Annotated in this window: 16 protein-coding genes; 7 read left to right on the top strand and 9 right to left on the bottom strand. The window is 71.4% G+C overall.

Annotated features, from left to right (window positions below; translation table 11 throughout):
* Positions 1–112 precede the first annotated feature (112 nt).
* From LG278_RS19360 to LG278_RS19345, 4 genes are read left to right on the top strand one after another with little or no spacing between them, the layout of a single operon-like run.
* Positions 113–1,465, top strand: a complete 1,353-nt coding sequence (locus LG278_RS19360) for an ABC transporter substrate-binding protein (RefSeq protein WP_404389239.1) — start codon at positions 113–115, stop codon at positions 1,463–1,465.
* Between the two features lie 17 nt (positions 1,466–1,482).
* On the top strand, positions 1,483–2,376 hold the full coding sequence (locus tag LG278_RS19355; RefSeq protein WP_404389238.1) for a carbohydrate ABC transporter permease: 894 nt from the start codon (positions 1,483–1,485) through the stop codon (positions 2,374–2,376).
* 1 nt (position 2,377) lies between these two features.
* A complete protein-coding gene (locus LG278_RS19350; protein WP_404389237.1) occupies positions 2,378–3,295 on the top strand; it encodes a carbohydrate ABC transporter permease in 918 nt (305 codons plus the stop codon).
* A 1-nt stretch (position 3,296) separates the two neighbouring features.
* Positions 3,297–5,519, top strand: coding sequence for an alpha-galactosidase (locus LG278_RS19345; RefSeq protein WP_404389236.1), 2,223 nt, complete (start codon positions 3,297–3,299; stop codon positions 5,517–5,519).
* Here LG278_RS19345 and LG278_RS19340 read toward each other — a convergent pair.
* The 3 genes from LG278_RS19340 to LG278_RS19330 all read right to left on the bottom strand — a co-directional run bounded on the left by LG278_RS19340 (position 5,492) and on the right by LG278_RS19330 (position 8,878).
* Positions 5,492–7,201 carry an ABC transporter permease gene (locus tag LG278_RS19340; RefSeq protein WP_404389235.1) on the bottom strand — a complete coding sequence of 570 codons (1,710 nt, stop codon included), beginning with the start codon at positions 7,199–7,201 and terminating at the stop codon, positions 5,492–5,494. The two genes, LG278_RS19345 and LG278_RS19340, sit on opposite strands and share 28 nt — an antisense overlap.
* A complete protein-coding gene (locus LG278_RS19335; RefSeq protein WP_404389234.1) occupies positions 7,198–8,247 on the bottom strand; it encodes an ABC transporter ATP-binding protein in 1,050 nt (349 codons plus the stop codon). Before LG278_RS19335 ends, LG278_RS19340 begins: the two co-directional genes overlap by 4 nt.
* Positions 8,248–8,389: 142 nt before the next feature.
* Complete coding sequence (locus LG278_RS19330) at positions 8,390–8,878, bottom strand: Fur family transcriptional regulator (RefSeq protein ID WP_404389233.1); 489 nt, start codon at positions 8,876–8,878, stop codon at positions 8,390–8,392.
* Between the two features lie 32 nt (positions 8,879–8,910).
* Between LG278_RS19330 and tdh the strand changes: the two genes are divergently transcribed.
* Together tdh and LG278_RS19320 are read left to right on the top strand one after the other, a co-directional pair.
* Positions 8,911–9,948, top strand: coding sequence for an L-threonine 3-dehydrogenase (gene tdh / locus LG278_RS19325; RefSeq protein ID WP_404389232.1), 1,038 nt, complete (start codon positions 8,911–8,913; stop codon positions 9,946–9,948).
* A gap of 11 nt (positions 9,949–9,959) precedes the next feature.
* Positions 9,960–10,712 (top strand): alpha/beta fold hydrolase, encoded by a 753-nt coding sequence (locus LG278_RS19320; RefSeq protein WP_404389231.1) that lies wholly within the window; start codon positions 9,960–9,962, stop codon positions 10,710–10,712.
* Here the strand turns inward: LG278_RS19320 and LG278_RS19315 are convergent.
* The 5 genes from LG278_RS19315 to LG278_RS19295 all read right to left on the bottom strand — a co-directional run bounded on the left by LG278_RS19315 (position 10,699) and on the right by LG278_RS19295 (position 16,428).
* On the bottom strand, positions 10,699–11,082 hold the full coding sequence (locus LG278_RS19315) for a hypothetical protein (RefSeq protein WP_404389230.1): 384 nt from the start codon (positions 11,080–11,082) through the stop codon (positions 10,699–10,701). The two genes, LG278_RS19320 and LG278_RS19315, sit on opposite strands and share 14 nt — an antisense overlap.
* 196 nt (positions 11,083–11,278) lie before the next feature.
* The gene (locus LG278_RS19310; RefSeq protein WP_404389229.1) at positions 11,279–14,482 is read right to left on the bottom strand and encodes a CHAT domain-containing protein; all 3,204 of its coding nucleotides are present in this window, start codon (positions 14,480–14,482) and stop codon (positions 11,279–11,281) included.
* A gap of 2 nt (positions 14,483–14,484) precedes the next feature.
* Positions 14,485–15,309 (bottom strand): caspase domain-containing protein, encoded by an 825-nt coding sequence (locus tag LG278_RS19305; protein ID WP_404389228.1) that lies wholly within the window; start codon positions 15,307–15,309, stop codon positions 14,485–14,487.
* A gap of 147 nt (positions 15,310–15,456) precedes the next feature.
* Complete coding sequence (locus tag LG278_RS19300; RefSeq protein WP_404389227.1) at positions 15,457–15,915, bottom strand: TIGR03668 family PPOX class F420-dependent oxidoreductase; 459 nt, start codon at positions 15,913–15,915, stop codon at positions 15,457–15,459.
* Between the two features lie 24 nt (positions 15,916–15,939).
* Positions 15,940–16,428: a pyridoxamine 5'-phosphate oxidase family protein gene (locus LG278_RS19295; protein ID WP_404389226.1), complete on the bottom strand. Its 489-nt coding sequence runs from the start codon at positions 16,426–16,428 to the stop codon at positions 15,940–15,942.
* 202 nt (positions 16,429–16,630) lie between these two features.
* Between LG278_RS19295 and LG278_RS19290 the strand changes: the two genes are divergently transcribed.
* Complete coding sequence (locus LG278_RS19290) at positions 16,631–17,824, top strand: glycine C-acetyltransferase (RefSeq protein WP_404389225.1); 1,194 nt, start codon at positions 16,631–16,633, stop codon at positions 17,822–17,824.
* Between the two features lie 115 nt (positions 17,825–17,939).
* Here LG278_RS19290 and LG278_RS19285 read toward each other — a convergent pair whose 3' ends face one another.
* The gene (locus tag LG278_RS19285) at positions 17,940–18,383 is read right to left on the bottom strand and encodes a pyridoxamine 5'-phosphate oxidase family protein (protein WP_404389224.1); all 444 of its coding nucleotides are present in this window, start codon (positions 18,381–18,383) and stop codon (positions 17,940–17,942) included.
* Between the last annotated feature and the right edge of the window lie 59 nt (positions 18,384–18,442).

Below are 18,442 nucleotides of genomic sequence, written 5' to 3'. Positions count from 1 at the left end.
GACACGGCCACCTGGCACCGTCATTCTCTGTTTGTTGTTGAAGGTTTGTGGTGATGGATGTTCGAAACTGTCACCCCGGCAACATCCCGGCACAGCGTCAAAGGAGACAGCAATGACCCGCCCCTCGAGCGAGGCCGACTACCTGGCCCGCATGGTTCCCCCCTCCGTCCGCGGCGTCGACCGTCGGACCCTGCTCCGCGGCGCGCTCGGCGTCGGTGCCCTCCTCGGCGCCGGCACCCTCGCCTCCTGCGGCAGCGGCAGCGAAACGAGCACGGGCGTGCCGACGGGAGCCGTCTCCGGCACCGTGACCGTCGGCTCCAACCAGTCCGACGCCGTGCCGAAGGCCGCCGTCCAGTCCTACATGGACGCCTTCGCCAAGGCGAACCCCGGCACCACGGTCAAGATCAACACCGTCGACCACAACTCCTTCCAGGAGAACATCAACAACTACCTGCAGGGCTCGCCCGACGACGTCTTCACGTGGTTCGCGGGCTACCGCATGCAGTTCTTCGCGGAGAAGGGCCTCGCGGGCGACATCTCCGACGTCTGGGCCGACATCGACGGCATGGGCGAGGCGATGAAGAAGGCGTCGACCGGCGCCGACGGCAAGCAGTACTTCGTGCCGATCACGAACTACCCGTGGGCGGTCTTCTACCGCAAGAGCGTCTTCCAGGAGAAGGGCTACGAGGTCCCCAAGACCCTCGACGACCTCAAGACCCTCGGCGCCCAGATGCAGAAGGACGGCCTCGCCCCGATCGCCTTCGGCGACAAGGACGGCTGGCCCGCCATGGGCACCTTCGACCAGATCAACCTGCGCGTCAACGGCTACGACTTCCACGTCAGCCTGATGGCCGGCAAGGAGGACTGGACCAACCCCAAGGTCAAGAAGGTCTTCGACACCTGGGCCGGCATCCTCCCGCTGCACCAGGCGGACTCGCTCGGCCGCACGTGGCAGGAGGCCGCCCAGTCGCTGCAGCAGAAGAAGTCGGGCATGTACGTCCTCGGCTCCTTCCTCGCCCAGCAGTTCGAGAAGGGCGCCGAGCAGGACGACCTCGACTTCTTCGGCTTCCCCGAGATCGACTCGACCATCGGCACGGACGCCGTCGAGGCGCCGATCGACGGCTACATGATGAGCGCCCGGCCCAAGAACGAGGCCGCCGCCAAGAAGCTGCTCCAGTACATCTCGCAGCCCGAGGCCCAGCTGCTCGCCCTTGCGGCCGACCCGAGCGTCATCGCGACGAACGACAAGGCCGACACGAGCGGCTACACGGCGCTGCAGAAGAAGTCGGCCGAGTTCGTCAAGTCCGCCAAGTCGATCACCCAGTTCATGGACCGCGACACGCGTCCCGACTTCGCCTCGACCGTGATGATCCCCGCCATCCAGGACTTCATCAAGAACCCTGCTGACATCGACGGCCTCTGCAACAGCATCCAGGCCCAGAAGAAGAGCATCTTCGGTTCCTGACCAGGAGGCATGCCGCCATGGCGAGCAAGCGCACGTACAGAGGCATCGACCAGCTCACGGGACGCGACAAGATCGTCGTCTCCCTGATGGTGATCGTGCCGACCCTCCTGGTCCTGTGGCTCGTCTGGCTCCCGGCGATCGGCTCGGTCCTGCTCTCGTTCACCAACTGGGACGGGATCGGGCCGCTCTCCGGCATCGAGACGGTGGGGCTGCAGAACTACCGGGACATCGCGACGATCTACCCGCCGTTCTGGCCGGCGATCCAGCACAACCTCATCTGGCTGGGCGTGATGTTCTTCATCGCGACCCCGCTCGGGATGCTCTTCGCTGTCCTCGTCGACCGGGGGGTCGCGGGGACCCGGTTCTACCAGACGAGCATCTACCTGCCGGTGGTGCTGTCACTCGCCCTCATCGGCTTCATCTGGCAGCTCATCTACTCGCGTGACCAGGGTCTGCTCAACGCGATCACGGGTGGCACGACGGACTGGTACGGCGACCCCGACGTCAACCTGTGGGCAGCGCTCGTCGCGGCGTCCTGGCGACACGCCGGCTACATCATGCTGCTCTACCTGGCCGGCCTCAAGGGCGTCGACCCGTCGCTGCGTGAGGCAGCCAAGATCGACGGGGCCAGTGAGACGACCACCTTCTTCCGTGTCGTCTTCCCCGTCATGCGGCCGATCAACATCATCGTCCTCGTCGTCACCTTCATCGAGTCGCTGCGCGCCTTCGACCTCGTCTGGGTGATCAACAAGGGCCGCAACGGGCTCGAGCTCATCTCGACCCTCGTCACCCAGAACGTCGTGGGGGAGGCGAGTCGCATCGGCTTCGGGTCGGCGCTCGCGACGATCATGCTGCTCATCTCGAGCGTGCTCGTCTTCATCTACCTGCGCATCGCCATGAAGGAGGACTGACATGTCCCTCACCTCCAACCCGGTGCAGGAGCGGGAGCAGGCGCTGCTCAAGCCACGCGAGGGCGGCGCCCGGTCGGGCCGTCGCTGGCTCATGCCGCTGATCCTCACGGTCATCTCGCTGATCTGGCTCTTCCCGTTGCTCCTCGCGCTCGTCAACTCCTTCCGCGACTACGCGTTCACGGCGCAGAACGGCTACATGTCGTGGGGCGGCTTCACCCTCGACAACTACACCAACGCCTGGGCGCAGGGAGACTTCGGGCTGCACTTCTGGAACTCCTTCATCATCACGGTCCCGGCCGTGGTGCTGACGCTCTTCCTCTCGGCCTGCGTCGCCTTCGTCGTCGCCCGCTTCTCCTGGAAGCTCAACCTGGCGCTCCTCGGCTTCTTCATGGCCGCGAACCTGCTCCCCCCGCAGGCGCTGCTCATCCCGGTCTACCGGATGTTCCGCGCGATCGAGGTGCCCTTCTGGTTCAGCGAGTCGGGCACGCTGCTCAACAGCTTCCAGGGGCTGATCCTCGTCAACGTCGCCTTCCAGACGGGCTTCTGCGCCTTCGTGCTGAGCAACTACATGAAGGCGCTCCCCAAGGAGCTCTACGAGTCGGCGGTCATCGACGGGGCGAGCGTGTCGCGGCAGTTCTTCCAGATCACCCTGCCGCTCTGCCGCCCGGCCCTGGCCGCGCTCGCCGTGCTGCAGACGACCTGGATCTACAACGAGTTCTTCTGGGCCACGGTGCTGCTCCAGCAGGGCGACAAGTACCCCGTGACCAGCTCGCTCAACAACCTGCGCGGCCAGTTCTTCACCGACAACAACCTCGTGGCCGCCGGGTCGATGATCATCGCGATCCCGACCCTCGTGATCTTCTTCGTGCTCCAACGACACTTCGTCGCCGGCCTGACGCTCGGCGCGACCAAGGGATGACGTGACCGACCAGACAGCCCCGCCCACCCCGACCGCCCCGTCAGTACCGTCAGTGCTCCACCTGGAGTCCGCCGGCACCGCGCTCGTCCTCGAGCCGCGGGCCGGGGGCTCCGGGCTGCCCGAGGTGCTGCACTGGGGCAGCGCGCTCGCGGGGGGCGCGAGCACGTATGCCGCGCTGTCCGCTGTCACGACGGCACCGATGCCCCCGAGCGCCTTCGACGCCCCGTGGCCGCTCACCGTGCTCCCGGGTGAGGCCGACGGTTGGTCGGGCACGCCCGGCTGGGCGGGTCACCGCGCGGGCGCAGCGGGCGCGGTGCGCTGGCACGACGTCACGTGCGAGGTCGTCGACGCCGCCCTCGTGACGCGCGCGAGCTCGCCCGACGGCACACTCCTCGAGCTGCGGCACGCCCTCGACGACCACGGCGTGCTGCGCGTCGACGCCTCGGTGACCAACGCGGGCACCGACTCCGTGCCGCTCGACGTCGCCGCGCTGCGCGCCATTCTGCCCCTGCCGCTGCGCGCGGACGAGGTGCTCGACCTCACCGGCCGCTGGTGCCGCGAGCGCTCGCCGCAGCGCAGCCGCCTCGACCACGGCACGCACCTGCGGGCGAGCCGCCGCGGCCGCACCGGTCACGACGCCACGCTGCTCATGATGGCCGGCACCTCCGGATTCGGCTGGCGCCACGGCGAGGTCTGGGCCGTGCACACCGCGTGGAGCGGCAACCACGAGCACCTGGTCGAGGCGCTCCCCGAGGGCGCCGGTCGCCACCACGCCGTCCTGGGCGGCGGCGAGCTGCTCGCTCCCGGCGAGGTGCGCCTCGCGCCGGGGGAGACGTATGCCGCCCCGACGGTCGTCTTCGTCCACTCGACCGACGGCCTCGACGGCCTCTCGCGCCGCCTCCACCGCAGCCTCCGGGCGCGCCCGGGCCACCCGGCGCGTCCCCGTCCCGTCGTGCTCAACACGTGGGAGGCGGTCTACTTCGAGACCGACCTCGACCACCTGAAGTCGTTGGCCGACACGGCCGCCAGCATCGGCGTCGAGCGCTTTGTGCTCGACGACGGGTGGTTCGGCGGTCGTCGGCACGACCGCGCCGGGCTCGGCGACTGGGTCGTCTCACCCGACGTGTGGCCCGACGGCCTCGGCCCGCTCGTCGAGCACGTCAAGGGCCTCGGCCTGGAGTTCGGCCTGTGGTTCGAGCCGGAGATGGTCAACGAGGACAGCGACCTCGTGCGCGAGCACCCCGAGTGGGTGCTGCGCCCGGCTGACGGCTCCCCGCGCGAGTGGCGCTGGCAGCAGCTGCTCGACCTCACGAACGACGACGCACGCGGGCAGCTGTTCGAGCGGATCAGCCACCTCGTCGCCGACACCGGCATCGACTACATCAAGTGGGACCACAACCGCGACCTGCACGAGGCCGTGCACACCGTGACGACCACGGACGGGCGTCGGCTCGTCGACGCGCCGGCCGTGCACGCCCACACGCTCGCCTTCTATCGACTCCTCGACGACCTGCGCGCCCGCCATCCGCGGCTCGAGATCGAGTCGTGCAGCAGCGGCGGTGCCCGCGTCGACCTCGGGGTGCTGGACCGCACCGACCGCATCTGGACGAGCGACTGCAACGACGCCCTCGAGCGCGCCAGCATCCAGCGCTGGACGAGCCTGCTCGTGCCGGCCGAGCTCATGGGCACGCACATCGGCCCCGCGACGGCCCACACGACGCACCGCACCGTCGACCTCGGCTTCCGCATGCTCATGGCCCTGCAGGGGCACGCGGGGCTCGAGTGGGACATCAGCAGCTGCTCGGCCGCGGAGCTCGAGCAGCTGACGGCGTGGACGGCGCTCGCCCGCGAGCTGCGACCGCTGCTGCACACCGGTGACCTCGCCCGCTCCGAGACGCCCGACGGCACCCTCCAGGTGACCGGCACCATCGCACCCGACGGCGGGAGGGCGGCATACACCGTCGCCCGTCTCGTCACGGGACGTGACGCGGTCACGGGCGCCGTGCCGCTGCCGGGGCTCGACCCCAGCCGCACGTATGCCGTCCGCGTCCGCCCCGAGGCAGGGCTCCCTGCCGTCGTGGAGTCGGCACCGGCCGCGTGGTGGGAGCGCGCCCTCACCGCGGACGGACTCGTCGTTCCGGGGGCAGTGCTCACTGACGTCGGTCTGCCCGTGCCGGTGCTCGGCCCGGCCCAGGGCTACCTCCTCGACGTCCGGGCGGTGTGACCGGACTCCCTTGCCTCCCAGCGGAATCGGAGCAGGAGCACGATCGCCCCGGCCAGCGTCCACACGAGGAGCACGGCCAGGTGGCCCCACGCGAAGCCGCCGGCCGCTCCCGGGGCGATCGACTCGGTCATCGCACTGGCCGCGTGGCGCAGGGGGAAGATCCACGAGACCACCTCGACGACGGGTGGGAAGCTCGCACCGACGACGAAGATGTCTGAGATGAAGGCGAGGGGGAGCAGCGTGCCGAGCGTGACCCCCACGACCGCCTGCGCCGAGCGGACGAAGGTCATGACGGCCAGCCCGACGACGGCGAAGCAGACGGTCGCGATGACGAGGCTGACGACGGCCGCCGGCAGCCCCGACGGCCACCCGGGTCGGTAGGCGAGACCGGCGAGCACCGCGATCGCGAGCCCGGTGATGAGCGTGACACCGAGGGCGCCGGCGATGCGGCCGGCGACGAATGCCGGGGCGGGCAGTGCGGTGCCTCCGGTGCGCTTGAGCACACCCCGCTCCCGGTCCTCCGCGACTCCCTGCGGCATGTTGACGTAGGCCGTCACGGCAGCGCCGTAGATCGCCATCGTCGCCGCATAGAACGTGCCGAGCGGCAGGCCGTTCGACATGAGCTGGTCGCCGCCACCGTTGACGGCGGGGATGATGGCGACGAGCACGACCGGGAAGGCGACGGCGAAGAAGACGGCCGAGGCGTCGCGCCAGAGGATCGACTGCGCGTGCCGCACCTGGTCGAGCAGGAGCGCGCCGAGCGCGGGTGATGCGGTGCGGCGCGGCACGGCATCAGCCGCGCGGGCACGTGCCCTCGCGCCCGTCCCTGCTGATGATCGTGCGGCCGGTGCTGCCGCACGGGAGGCGTCGCGGTCGCGGTCACGGCGCAGCAGTGCGATGGCGACCAGGGCACCGGCGAGGCCCCAGAGGAGGATGACCGCGAGGTGGTCGAGCTGGAAGGCGCTGCCCGTGAGGTAGGGGTTGAGCGCGTCGGAGAAGAGTGCCGTCAGGTGCTTGAGGGGGAAGAGCCAGCCGATCGTCGAGAGCCACTGGGGCATCTGGCCCCCGATCATGAACATGTCGGAGATGAAGGCGAGCGGGATGACGACGCCGTTGCTGACGGCGAGCGTCAGCTGCATCGTCGGCAGCGCCATGGCGAGCGCGAGCCCGAGGGCGCTGAAGCTCGCCGACGCGATGAGCAGCGTCACGACGATGGCGGCACCCGACCGGCCCGGCAGGATGAGGTCGTAGAAGACGACTCCGGCCGCGAGCACCAAGGCGGTGGAGGTGAGCCCGAGCACGAGGGCAGCGCCCATGCGGCCACCGATGAGCACCCAGCGCGGCGCCGGCGAGCCCGACTGGCGCTTGATGACCCCGAGCGACCGGGCCTCGGCCAGCCCGACGGCGAGGAACGAGAAGGTCGCCATGACGACCCCGAACGACGCCATCCCCGGCGCGAGGAACTGCACGAGGCGCACGCCCTGCGTCTCGTCGACGACTTGGTTGCCAACCAGCGCGGAGAGCAGCACGAAGAAGAGCAGCGGCAGGCCGATGCTGAGGATCAGGGTGATCGGCGTGCGCACGAGGCTGATGAGCTCGTGACGGGTCTGGCGCCAGAGCATCCCGGCCTCGGCGCCGTGGCCCTGCGTGCCGGTGCGGGGTGCGGTGGCGACCGCGGTCATGACCTCGACCTCACGTGCGTGCCCACCGTTCCGCGCCGAGCGGCGGCGGCGTCACTTGCTCCGGACCCGTGGCTCCCGCCGGCCTCGTCGTCCCGGCCCGCCCCGCTGTCCTCGGTGTCCTGGGTGTCCGCGTCGTCCTCGGCGCGTCCCTGCTCCCCGACGAGGTCGAGGTAGACGTCCTCGAGGCTCGGCCGCGCGAGCGTCAGGGCCTCGAGCTCGAGGCCGCGCGCGACCGCCCAGGCGGCGAGGGTCGCGACGTCGGCGGTGGGCGACTCGGTGCGCACCTCGATGACGCTCCCCGCGATCCGGCGGTCGAGGCCGAGGTCGGGCAGGTCGATGGAGGTCAGTCCGTCGGGCACGCGGAAGGAGATGACGGTGGCCGCCCCCGCGGCGGCGGCGAGCTCGTCGGGGGTGCCCTCTGCCACGATGCGGCCGTGGTCGACGACGACGACGCGGTCGGCGAGGTGCTCGGCCTCGTCGAGGTAGTGGGTCGTCAGCAGGATCGTCGCGCCGAGGTCGCGCAGCCGCTCGACGAGCTCCCAGGCCCGGCGCCGCGCCGACGGGTCGAAGCCCGTCGTCGGCTCGTCGAGGAAGAGCAGGTCGGGGTCGCCGATGATGCCGAGCGCGAGGTCGAGGCGACGGCGCTGGCCACCGGAGAGCGTTCGTACGCGGGCGTCGGCCTTGTCCTCGAGGCCCGTGAGGGCGATGACCTCGTCGACGGCCCGGGGGTGGGGGTAGTAGCCGGCGTGGAGGCGGATGAGCTCACGCGGGGTGAAGCTGTCCTCGAAGCCGGCCTCCTGAAGGACGATCCCGATGCGCTCGCGGAAGGCGCGCCCCCCGGTCTGTGGGTCGTGTCCCAGCACCGAGACCGTGCCTGCATCGGGGGCGCGATAGCCCTCGAGGATCTCGACGGTCGTCGTCTTGCCCGCTCCGTTCGGACCCAGCAGGGCGACGACGTCACCCTCCTCGATGGTCAGGTCGATCCCGTCGACTGCTGCGACGCCCCCGTAGACCTTGCGCAGGCCCTGGACCTCGATGGCTGCCATGCTCCTTGCCCCCTCCGGTGCGTGGCGCCGCCCGGCGCGACAGCGCCTCCCCACCAGTCAACCGCGATCGGCCGACGCCGGAGGGCGGATGTGACAGAAGCCTCCGGCACCGGTCGCTGGCGCGGTCGGACGGGCCCCGCGCTCAGCCGCAGTCGCTGCAGGTGCCCAGCAGGGCCGCGTGCGAGGTGTCGAGCCGGAAGCCGAGCTCGTCGTGCAGCCGTGTCGCGACCGGGTCGAAGGTGTCGTGCGGCACGTCGATGACTCGACCGCATGACGAGCACTGCACGTGGGCGTGGCTGTGCGCCGTTGCAGCAGAAGGGCGCTCGACCTCGAGGTGATAGACGGTGGCCGACCCGCCGAGGTGCACGTGCGAGACCACGCGGGCCTCGACGAGGGAGGTCAGCGTGCGATAGACGGTGGCGCGGTGCACCGACGGCTCCGCCTCGGCGACCCGGGTGCCGATCTGCTCGGCCGTGAGGTGCTCGTCCGAGACGTCAGCGGCGTCGAGGACGCGCAGCACGGCATACCTCGCGGGGGTGACCCGCTCACCGGCGGACCGCAGCCGGGCGACGGCGCCGGCCACGCGCTGGCTGTCACCCGGGCGGAGGTGGTGGGCTCCCGTCTCTGGCACGCCACCAGTATCGCGGGTGGCAGACTCTCCCCGTGCGTGCACTCACGAAGCTGTCCGCGGGCCCCGGGCTCGAGCTCACCGACCGACCCGAGCCCACGTGCGGCCCGGCCGACGTCAAGATCCGGGTGCTGCGCGCCGGCATCTGCGGCACCGACCTGCACCTCGCCGGCTGGGACGACTGGGCGCAGTCGACCGTCGAGCCTCCCCTCGTCATCGGGCACGAGTTCTATGGCGAGGTCGTCGAGATCGGGGAGGACGTCACGGGCCTGACGGTCGGTGACCGCGCCTCGGGCGAGGGGCACATCGTCTGCGGCCGCTGCCGCAACTGCCGGGCCGGCCGCCGCCACCTGTGCATCCGCACCCAGGGCATCGGCGTCAACCGCGACGGCGCCTTCGCCGACTACGTCGTCATCCCCGCGAGCAACGCGTGGGTGCAGCCCGCCGACCTCGACCCCGACCTCGGCGCCGTCTTCGACCCGCTCGGCAACGCGACCCACACGGCGCTGCAGTGGCCGATGGTCGGCGAGGACGTCGTCATCACCGGCGCCGGCCCGATCGGGGTCATGGCCGCCGCGATCGCCCGGCACGCCGGCGCGCGCTACGTCGTCGTCACCGACGCCAGCGACTACCGGCTCGCGCTCGCCGAGCACGCTGGGGCCGACCTCACGATCAACGTGACCCGCGAGAGCCTCGCCGACGCACAGGCGCACCTCGGCATGAAGGAGGGCTTCGACATCGGCCTCGAGATGTCGGGCGCCGCCCCCGCCGTGAGCGACCTCATCGCCAACATGAACCACGGCGGCCGGATCGCCCTGCTCGGCCTGCCCCACCAGGGCTACGACCTCGACTGGGGCAAGGTGATCACCCACATGATCACGCTCAAGGGCATCTACGGACGCGAGATGTATGACACCTGGTATGCCATGTCGCAGATGATCGCGACCTCCGAGCGCTTCCGCTCGGCCGTCGCGCAGGTCATCACCCACCGCTTCCCCGCCGAGCAGTGGGAGGAGGCCTTCGCGACCGCGCAGTCGGGTCAGTGCGGCAAGGTCGTCCTCGACTGGAGCTGAAGGGTTCTCGTATGTCGTCCGACCCCGTCCCCACGCCCGCCCCGCGTGACCGCCCCCGCCCGCTCGTGCTGCTGCACGGGCTCGGCCAGTCACCCATCGCCTGGCAGGACGCCGTCTCCGCCCTCGGCGCGGGGAGGCCCATGACCGCGCCGTGGATGCGTGGTCTCAAGCCCAAGGACCCCGTCGGTTTCGACCTCGGCGCAGCGGCAGCCGGCGTCGCCGACGAGCTCGAGCTGCACGGCATACGCCGGGCCGACTTCCTCGGGGTGTCGGTGGGGGCGAGCGTGGCGCTGCGGCTCGCCGTGGAGCGGCCCGAGCTCGTCGGGCGCCTCGTGCTGGGCAGCCCACTCGTGCGACCGTCGAAGGGGGCGCTGCGGATGCAGCGGCTCGCGATGCGGCTCGTCCCCGAGAGCAAGCTCGTCGACGCGGGTGTGTCACGGCCCCGGATGCTCGCCGTGCTCGACGCGCTCAAGGGCTTCGACGGCACCGAGTCGCTGCGTCAGGTCACCGTGCCCGTGCTGCTCGTCGTGGGCGGGCGCGACAAGGCCGGCATCGCCGCCGCGCAGCAGCTCGCCGCGCTCCTGCGCGACAGCGAGGTGGCCGTCATCGAGGGGGCGGGATCGGTGCTCAACACCGAGGCACCGCGCGAGCTCGCCGACCTGACGACGCGCTTCCTCGACGCCGACGCCGGTCTCGACGCCGACGCCGGTGAGGCACCCGAGGCCGATGGCGACGCCCCTGGGGGCGAGGTCAACAGAGGTTGATGCCGCCGGAGTCGAGCAAGGCTCCGGCCATGCGGTCGTCGGCCACGACGGGCACCATCCAGTCGGTGCCGGCGATCGACTTCACCGCGGTCACGCACTCGAGCGTGGCGACCTGCCGGTCGAGCTCGACGGCCTCGCCGTAGAAGGTCGCCTCGAGCCGGCGACCCGCGTCGTCGGTGCAGCTCACCGAGCGCTCCTCGACCGAGCCCTGCCGGTCGCCGCCCGAGGGGCAGACGATCTCGGACACCCGCACCCAGGCCGGGTGAGCGGCGGCGTCCTGGGGCGACACCTCGACGGTGCCGCTCCCGCACGCGCCGAGGGCCAGCAGCGCGGCCGTCGCGAGGCAGATGGGCACGAAGCGGTGCGGCACGGGTGGGTTCCTCCGGGGGTCGGTGGTCGAGGGGCCGGTCGTCCGGCAGACCAGACATACCCAGCAACCGTCACAAACCCCGGCAACCTTAGGGGGGCCGCCAGCCCGGTCGCACATCCACGACGACGGCGGCGTCCTTGCCGGCAGGACCCGGAGCCGACAGCCGATGCGCCTGCCGGCCTGCCCACCCGTCGGATCAGCGCGAGAGCTCGGCGTCGATCGCGACCAGGCCGTCGTGGACGGTGCGGAGGAACTGAGCCCGGTTGCGCGCCTCGGTGCCTGCCATGACCGCGAGGAAGTCGACCTGGTCGCGCACCTGTCGGAGCTGCTCCTCGCTGCCCAGCTCGCTGGCCCGGCGATAGAGGCTCAGTGCCTCGCGAGCCGCGTCCTCGGTCGCCCGCGGCCCCCAGAGGGCGCGCAGCACCGTGAGGTCGGCATAGACCGCCACGGTCCAGAAGGTGCGGGAGAGGTAGGCCTCCTCGCGGGCGGCGGCCAGTGACTGCTTGATGAGCGTGCGCGCGGTGTCCTTCGGCAGGGGCTCTCGACCCGCCACCGGACGCCACCGCAACGCGAGCTCGGCAGCGAGCCAGTTGGCCAGGGCCCCGAACCGGCGTCGGTCGTTGACGCCGGAGGCCGTGCGGGCTGCGTCGAACCACTCGGCCATCCGCGTCAGGGCATCCTGGGTCCGTGCCCAGTCGCCCGACCGCGGACCGGCCCCGGGTCGCTCCGGGCAGGTGACGACCGCCAGCAGCTTGTAGGCGCTCGCCACCCGCCACAACCGGTCGACGGTGGCGGCAGTCGTCACCGTGGGGGGCGACGACCCGTCTGAGGAGGCTGCGCTCTGCACGCTCCGCTGCGGCGCGTGGGCTCCGAGGAACAGCGAGCCCGGATCGGTCAGCAGCTGCTGCAGGCGGGCGATGGCGTCCTCGATCGAGGTGACGGCGCGATCGACGGTCTCGCGGTCGTCCGCCTCGTCCGCCGTCGCCGTCGCGGCGACGCGGACCATCTGGTCGATCCACACCTCGAAGTCGCGCACGGTCAGGGCGAGTCCGCCGTGCTCCAGCGTGCGCTGGAAGTGCTCGGTGGCGCGGCGTGCGTCGCCGAACTTCGTGTAGGTGCGCGCGAGGAGCACCTGAAGGGCGTCGTCCTGCTGGTCACCGGTCGGGAGCGACTCGTAGAGATGCTGCAGGCGCTCGAGACCCACCTTGGTGTTGCGGCTGATGTCGACCGACTGGCTGAGGTTCTCGATGTCGACCCGGGCCTGCTCGGGTGTGGCCGGTCGTGACCGCGAGGCACTCTCGCGGTGCACGACCGCGTCGGGGGCCAGGCGGAACTCGGGGTCGCCGTAGCACTGGTAGGCCCCCCAGGTGTTGACCGACTGGTGCCCGCTCCAGGTGTCCTGGCGGGCCGCGGCGATCGCCTCGCCGAAGGTCGCCCCGGACAGGAGCCGCTCGTAGAACACCGTCGCGAACGTCGCCGCTGCGCTGTCGTCGACAGCCCAGCCGCACGCCACCACGGCTCGGACCCCGATGTCGATGAGCTCGGTGGCAAAGCTCGCCGCGAGGCGGTGGTAGGTGCCCGTGGTGCGGCCCGTCGTCGTGGCCTGCAGCCCGCCCATGGCACCGAGGTGGCAGCAGTTGACGACGACGAGCTCGGGCACCTGGCGCATCTGGCCGATCTCGCCGGCCGTGAGATACATCCCGTTGCCGAGCACCATGCCCGTCACCCGCGCCTCGGTGCCGTCACCGAGGGGCCAGTCGTAGACCCCGTGCCCTGCGAGGTGCACGACGCGGTAGGCGGAGTCGAAGAGGGACTGGATGATCTTGGTGCCGCTGTCGCCGATGAGGGCTTCAGCCTCGAACCCACTGTCGCGCAGGGCCGCCGCCACGTCCTTGGCCTCCTTCTGCGCAGCGGGGAGAGCGGCGAGGCCGCTCGCGGTGTCGCCGATGACGAGGGCACGGTTGCCGGTGGCCGACAGCACGTGACTGCGCATCGAGGACCCCTCGAGCTGGCGCACGAGGCCGCGCCGGACCCCGAGCGGCTCGCGGTTCTGCTCGGTGGTGCGGTCGTCGAGCAGCTCCCACGGGTAGTGCGCCGAGCCCTGGTCGACGACGAGCACGAGGTTGTCGGTGTCGGGAGCCCTCGCCTTGAAGTCGTTGGGGAAGAGCAGCTCGAAGAGGGTGCGGGCCGCGGAGCTGTCGGGCGACGGCGAGTCCACGAGCGACTCCACGAGCCGATCGACGAGGGCGCGCTGGGTCGGAACCGTCCGCGTCGGTGCGCCGGCCCGGCGCAGCGCCGCCTCGAACGTCAGGCCGCCGTCGGCCTCGCTGCGCACCCGCACCTGCTGCCACCACCCCGACGGCTCCTGGAAGACGAGCCGTCGCTGGCGACCCGGGCGCTCCTCGAGGCGCAGGTCGGCCGTGAACGACTCGGAGAGCTCTCCGCTCGTCAGCGACGCTCCCAGGGCGGCCACCGCCTGCAGCGCTCGGTCCTGCCACACCTCGGTGATCTCGAGCTCGGCGATGTGCACGGCGAGGTCGGCGTCGGCCAGCCGGTCGTTGGCGCGCTGGATGCCGGTGAGGAGGGCCTGCACGCTGTCGCGCACGGGTAGCCCGCCCGGGCCGGTGCCGATGAGCAGGCTGGACACACGCAGGTGCTTGACGCCCGAGGGAGCCGCCGAGGTGCCGACGGCCAGGTTGCCGAGCGCGGCCGTGAGCGAGGCGTGGGCCACCGCGCGGGCGAGCGCGGCGGCGCTGAGGCCACCGACCGGGCCGAGGCCCGCGACCACGGCGCCCGGCGGCCTCGTCCACTCCTCCGGGTCGGTGAAGACCTGGCACGTCTCGAGGGGCCCGGGGTAGATGCCGAGCAGCGCCGCCCGTGAGAGTCGACCGTCGAGCAGGTCGTCGAGCGCCGCCTCCGCGCCGATGAGCGTGCTGCCGGGGTAGTGCCCGATGAGGACGTGGTGCCGCGCGAAGCGCAGGTCGCCGTGCGAGATCCGCACGGTCGTGCGTGGTCGCTCCGGATCGGCGCCATCCTCTGACGCCGCCGGTTCCGGTGCTGGTGCCGGTGCCGGCTCCGCTCCGGGGGTTGTGTCGCCCAGCGGCTCAAGCGTCGGCTCGCGCGCCGGCTCCGGTGCAGCCTCGGGTGCAGCCTCGGGCGTCTGCTCGGGCACCGCGTCGGTCAGCACGAGGCTCGCGGCACCCGTCGGTGGATCGGTCACTCGATCGGTCGGGGCGTCGGTCGGGGTAGCGGCCGGGCCGTCAGGAGGTGAGGAGGCCGACCCGTCGGTCGCGGGGTCGTCCGACGGGTCTGGCGATACGGCGGACGACGGTTCGCCGAGGGGGTGCTCCTCGGCGGGGGTGGGCTCGGCGGGTGCGGGGCTGACCGTGGGCGTCGACATCGTCAGGCCGTGGGCGAGAGGAAGGCCTCGTCGAGGCGGGCGGAGCGACCCTCGAGCTGGGGCACCTGCTCATAGGCGTTGCGCAGGCCGGCGAGTGTCTTCGCGTGCAGCCGCCGGTAGGTCGCGTCGGGCTCGTCGCGCATCGCGCGCACGAGGTAGTGGGTGAGCGCTCCGGCGAAGGCGCCGTCGATGTGGGCGTCGGCCGACGTCTGGTCGTCACGGCACCCGGTGAGGAGCGTCTCGACCAGGTCGACGTCGTGCACGTCGCTGGCACCGCGTCGGCGCCGGCGTCTCGGGGCGCCGGTGAAGGAGCCACCGGATCGCTCGTCGTGCGGGTTGGGCAGGAATCGTGAGATCACCTCGGGCTCGGGGGCGCCCGGCCGGGGCGGCTCGCGGGTGTTGCTGCCCGAGTGGCAGCAGTCCATGACGACGGTGAGCGACGCGCCCGGGTCGAGCCGGTCGAAGGTGGTCCGCAGCCAGTCGTCGGTCAGCGGGTCGTTCCAGTCGAGATCGTGCGGGCACAGGATCTCGTCGCGGTCGTCGGTGACCTCGTCGCCGTTGCTGTCGGGCACGTTGGACCCGTGGCCGGAGTAGTGCAGGTAGAGCACGTCGCCCGGTGCTGCGGCGTCGACGAGATCGGAGATGGCCGCCATCATCGCGGTCTTGGTCGCCTCCTCGTCGAGGAGCGTCGTGATGTCGGACGGTGAGAAGCCGTAGACGTCGGTGAGGGCGCTCGCCATGGAGTGCACGTCGTTGACGCAGCCGCGGAGGTTGGCGCCCGGGAGGGCGTACTCGTTGATCCCGATGAGAAGCGCTCGCTTCGCCATGGTGCACTCCTTCGACCCGAGCGCCGCGCGGTTCCGCGCGGCGGCCCCTCTGCACAGTGTTCTCCGGTGACCGGCGTGATACACCGGCTTCGGCGAACTCCGCCGCCCCGGTGGCAGCGCTGCTCACCCGGAGGACCATGGTCGCAGTCAGGTGGCGGGCGCGTGGCTCCACGACGCGAACCGGGTGATGTCGACGCGCACCATCGGACCGGCGGGTGGATCCGACTGGTACTGCGGGTATTTCGCGGTCAGGGCCGCGAGAGCCGCTGCTGCTTCAGCCTCCTCGCGACCGACGATCCGGGCGTCGCCATCGAGCCGGACCCACCACAGCGACGTCCAGTCGTCGCTGTAGTGGTCGACGAGGAGGCTGACGCGCGGATTCACCCGGATGTTGTCGAGTCTCCGGAGGGCGCGGGTCGACTTCGGCTTGCCGTCGACCGCGCTCCACACGGCGTCGTCGACGAGGGCAAAGACGACCGGCACGAGGTGGGGCCGGCCGTCGGCGTCGACCGTGGCGAGACGGGCCACGCGGGCCTTGGCGAAACGGTCCCGCGCCGCGTCGCGGCGGTGCTCGTCGTCGCTGCGCGCAGCTCCTGGTGCGTCCACGGCCCCGCCCCAGCCCAGCCGCCGTCAGCCTGCGGCCTGCTCCATGGCCCGCTCGAGCGCGCTGGGGAAGCGGGTCTCGAAGTCGAGCAGTCCGACCCACTCCGGGGTGACGAAGACGCGGGTCATGCTGCTCGTGATGGCTCGAAGGTTGCCGAGCCACGCCTCGGCGGCCTCGTCTCCCATCATCCGCCTCGACATCGCCTCGTACTCCGGCGAGAGCCCCTCGACCGTGTCGGTGTGCACCCGGCCCCGGATCTGGAGCACGTGGTAGGGCATCGCGTCGGTGTCGATCGACACGGCCACGGAGTCGCCGTCGTGCAGGGCCTTCGTCTTCGGCGAGTCGGGCGGTGTGCCGAAGACGAGCTCGGAGCCGTTCCAGTGGAATCCGATCGGCACCAGGCGTGGTGTGCCGTCGGTCCACAGGTAGGCGAGGCGGGCCGGCGACGGCGACTGCAGCAGCTGCTGCGCGACGGGTTCCTGCAGGAGGGCGAGGTCGCCCTGGTGACTGGTCATGACTGGCTCCTCTGCGTCCGAACGCCCCGAGACTCACCTCCCAGAGTCCTCCTGTGGGGGCCCGCTCGTCGCCGAATCCACCGAGCCGTCGTCGGATCGGAGCAGTTCGCCCGCCGGGTGCGCTCCCGGCCGGACCCGACGAACGGGCCCTGCGGCATACCCTTGCGGTGTCGCCCACCCCGCCGACCTGCGAAGGACACCGATGTACGGCTCAGTCAAGGACGAGATCGCCGAGACCCTGCGCGAGATCGAGGAGGCCGGGCTCTACAAGCGGGAGCGCGAGCTCACCTCGCCGCAGGCGGCGCACGTGACGACGCTCAAGGCGGAGGCGCTCAACTTCTGCGCCAACAACTACCTCGGCCTGGCCGATGACCCGGTCGTCGTCGAGGCGGCCCGGACGGCGCTCGACGAGTGGGGCTTCGGCATGGCCTCCGTGCGCTTCATCTGCGGCACCCAGACGCAGCACACCCGGCTCGAGGCCACGATCAGCGAGTTCCTCGGCACCGAGGCGACCATCCTCTACTCGTCGTGCTTCGACGCCAACGGCGGCGTCTTCGAGGTGCTCTTCGGGGCCGAGGACGCCATCATCAGCGACGAGCTCAACCACGCCTCGATCATCGACGGGGTGCGGCTGTCCAAGGCGATGCGCTTCCGCTACAAGAACGCCGACATGACCGACCTGCGCGCCCAGCTCGAGGCCGCCCGCGCGGCGGGGGCCCAGCACACGGTCGTCGTCACCGACGGCGTCTTCTCGATGGACGGCTCCTACGCGCCGCTCGACGAGATATGCGACCTGGCAGACGAGTTCGGCGCCCTCGTCTTCGTCGACGACTCGCACGCGGTGGGCTTCGTCGGCTCGGGCGGACGCGGCACCCCCGAGCTCTTCGGCGTCATGGACCGCGTCGACATCCTCACCGGGACGCTCGGCAAGGCGCTCGGCGGCGCCTCGGGTGGCTACGTCGCGAGCCACCAGGAGATCGTCGACCTGCTGCGGCAGCGGTCACGCCCGTATCTCTTCTCCAACTCCGTGGCGCCGGCCGTTGTGGCGGGGTCGCTGGCGGCGCTCGAGCTCGTCGCGTCCTCCGGCGAGAAGCGCGAGGTGCTCCAGGCCAACACCGCGCTCTTCCACTCGCTCATGACCGAGGCCGGGTTCGAGCTGCTGCCCGGCACCCACCCGATCCGACCGGTGATGTTCCCCGGCGAGGACGGCGCCCGCCGGGCCGCGCAGATCGCCGACCACATGCTCGGCAACGGTGTCTACGTCATCGCCTTCAGCTTCCCGGTCGTGCCGCGGGGCAAGGCACGCATCCGCGTGCAGCTCTCGGCGGCCCACTCCGAGGACGACGTGCGAGCGTGCGTCGACGCCTTCGTCGCGGCTCGCGACGCCGTCGGCTGACGGCCGGGTCGAGTCCTGCCCCAGGCGAGGGGTGGGCCCGCGGGCTTCCACGAACGGAGTCCGCGCGACCCGAGCACGGGGCTCGGCGAGTCGGGGCCAGTCGGGGCGAGTCGGGTCAGGCGGAGTCGGCGGAGTCGACCCGGGCGTGCAGCCACGGGCGGTGCAGGTCGAAGCGGCGTCCGGTGATCTCGTCGGCCGTGATCTCGACGACGATGTACTTCGGGGTGTCGACCCACGGCCGCAGCGGCAGGCGGTCTGCCACCCACGCGGCGGAGCCGACGAGCTGACGGCCGCGACCGCGCACGAGGACGCTCGTCGCGTGCTCGTCGACGATCTCGTCGACCTCGAAGGCGACGTCGGAGTTCATCGTGACGCCGAGCAGCTTGCTGCCCTCGGCGGTCAGGAAGAGCAGCCGGTTGTCGTCGACGGCGTAGTTGATCGGCACGATGTGCACCTCGTCGGCGAGGTGGAAGCCGAGGCGGCCGAACTCGTGGCCGCGGAGGAACTCCCAGCACTCCTCAGGGTGGAGCTCGTGCACGGGGTTGTCGTTGGGAGACATGGTCGCCACCTTTCGCGATAGCTTCCCGTGGTGGTCGGGCGGGTCCGCCTGGCTACTAC

Source organism: Humibacillus xanthopallidus, assembly GCF_044793955.1.
GTDB classification, from domain to species: domain Bacteria; phylum Actinomycetota; class Actinomycetes; order Actinomycetales; family Dermatophilaceae; genus Humibacillus; species Humibacillus xanthopallidus_C.
This window is presented reverse-complemented; position numbering and strand designations above follow the sequence as displayed.

Bases quoted from the DNA above. Each gene is read 5' to 3' on its own strand.
- LG278_RS19360 (WP_404389239.1), top strand. From the start codon at position 113: ATGACCCGCCCCTCGAGCGAGGCCGACTACCTGGCCCGCATGGTTCCC.
- LG278_RS19355 (WP_404389238.1), top strand. From the start codon at position 1,483: ATGGCGAGCAAGCGCACGTACAGAGGCATCGACCAGCTCACGGGACGC.
- LG278_RS19350 (WP_404389237.1), top strand. From the start codon at position 2,378: ATGTCCCTCACCTCCAACCCGGTGCAGGAGCGGGAGCAGGCGCTGCTC.
- LG278_RS19340 (WP_404389235.1), bottom strand. From the start codon at position 7,201: ATGACCGCGGTCGCCACCGCACCCCGCACCGGCACGCAGGGCCACGGC.
- LG278_RS19335 (WP_404389234.1), bottom strand. From the start codon at position 8,247: ATGGCAGCCATCGAGGTCCAGGGCCTGCGCAAGGTCTACGGGGGCGTC.
- LG278_RS19320 (WP_404389231.1), top strand. From the start codon at position 9,960: ATGTCGTCCGACCCCGTCCCCACGCCCGCCCCGCGTGACCGCCCCCGC.
- LG278_RS19310 (WP_404389229.1), bottom strand. From the start codon at position 14,482: ATGTCGACGCCCACGGTCAGCCCCGCACCCGCCGAGCCCACCCCCGCC.
- LG278_RS19305 (WP_404389228.1), bottom strand. From the start codon at position 15,309: ATGGCGAAGCGAGCGCTTCTCATCGGGATCAACGAGTACGCCCTCCCG.
- LG278_RS19295 (WP_404389226.1), bottom strand. From the start codon at position 16,428: ATGACCAGTCACCAGGGCGACCTCGCCCTCCTGCAGGAACCCGTCGCG.
- LG278_RS19290 (WP_404389225.1), top strand. From the start codon at position 16,631: ATGTACGGCTCAGTCAAGGACGAGATCGCCGAGACCCTGCGCGAGATC.
- LG278_RS19285 (WP_404389224.1), bottom strand. From the start codon at position 18,383: ATGTCTCCCAACGACAACCCCGTGCACGAGCTCCACCCTGAGGAGTGC.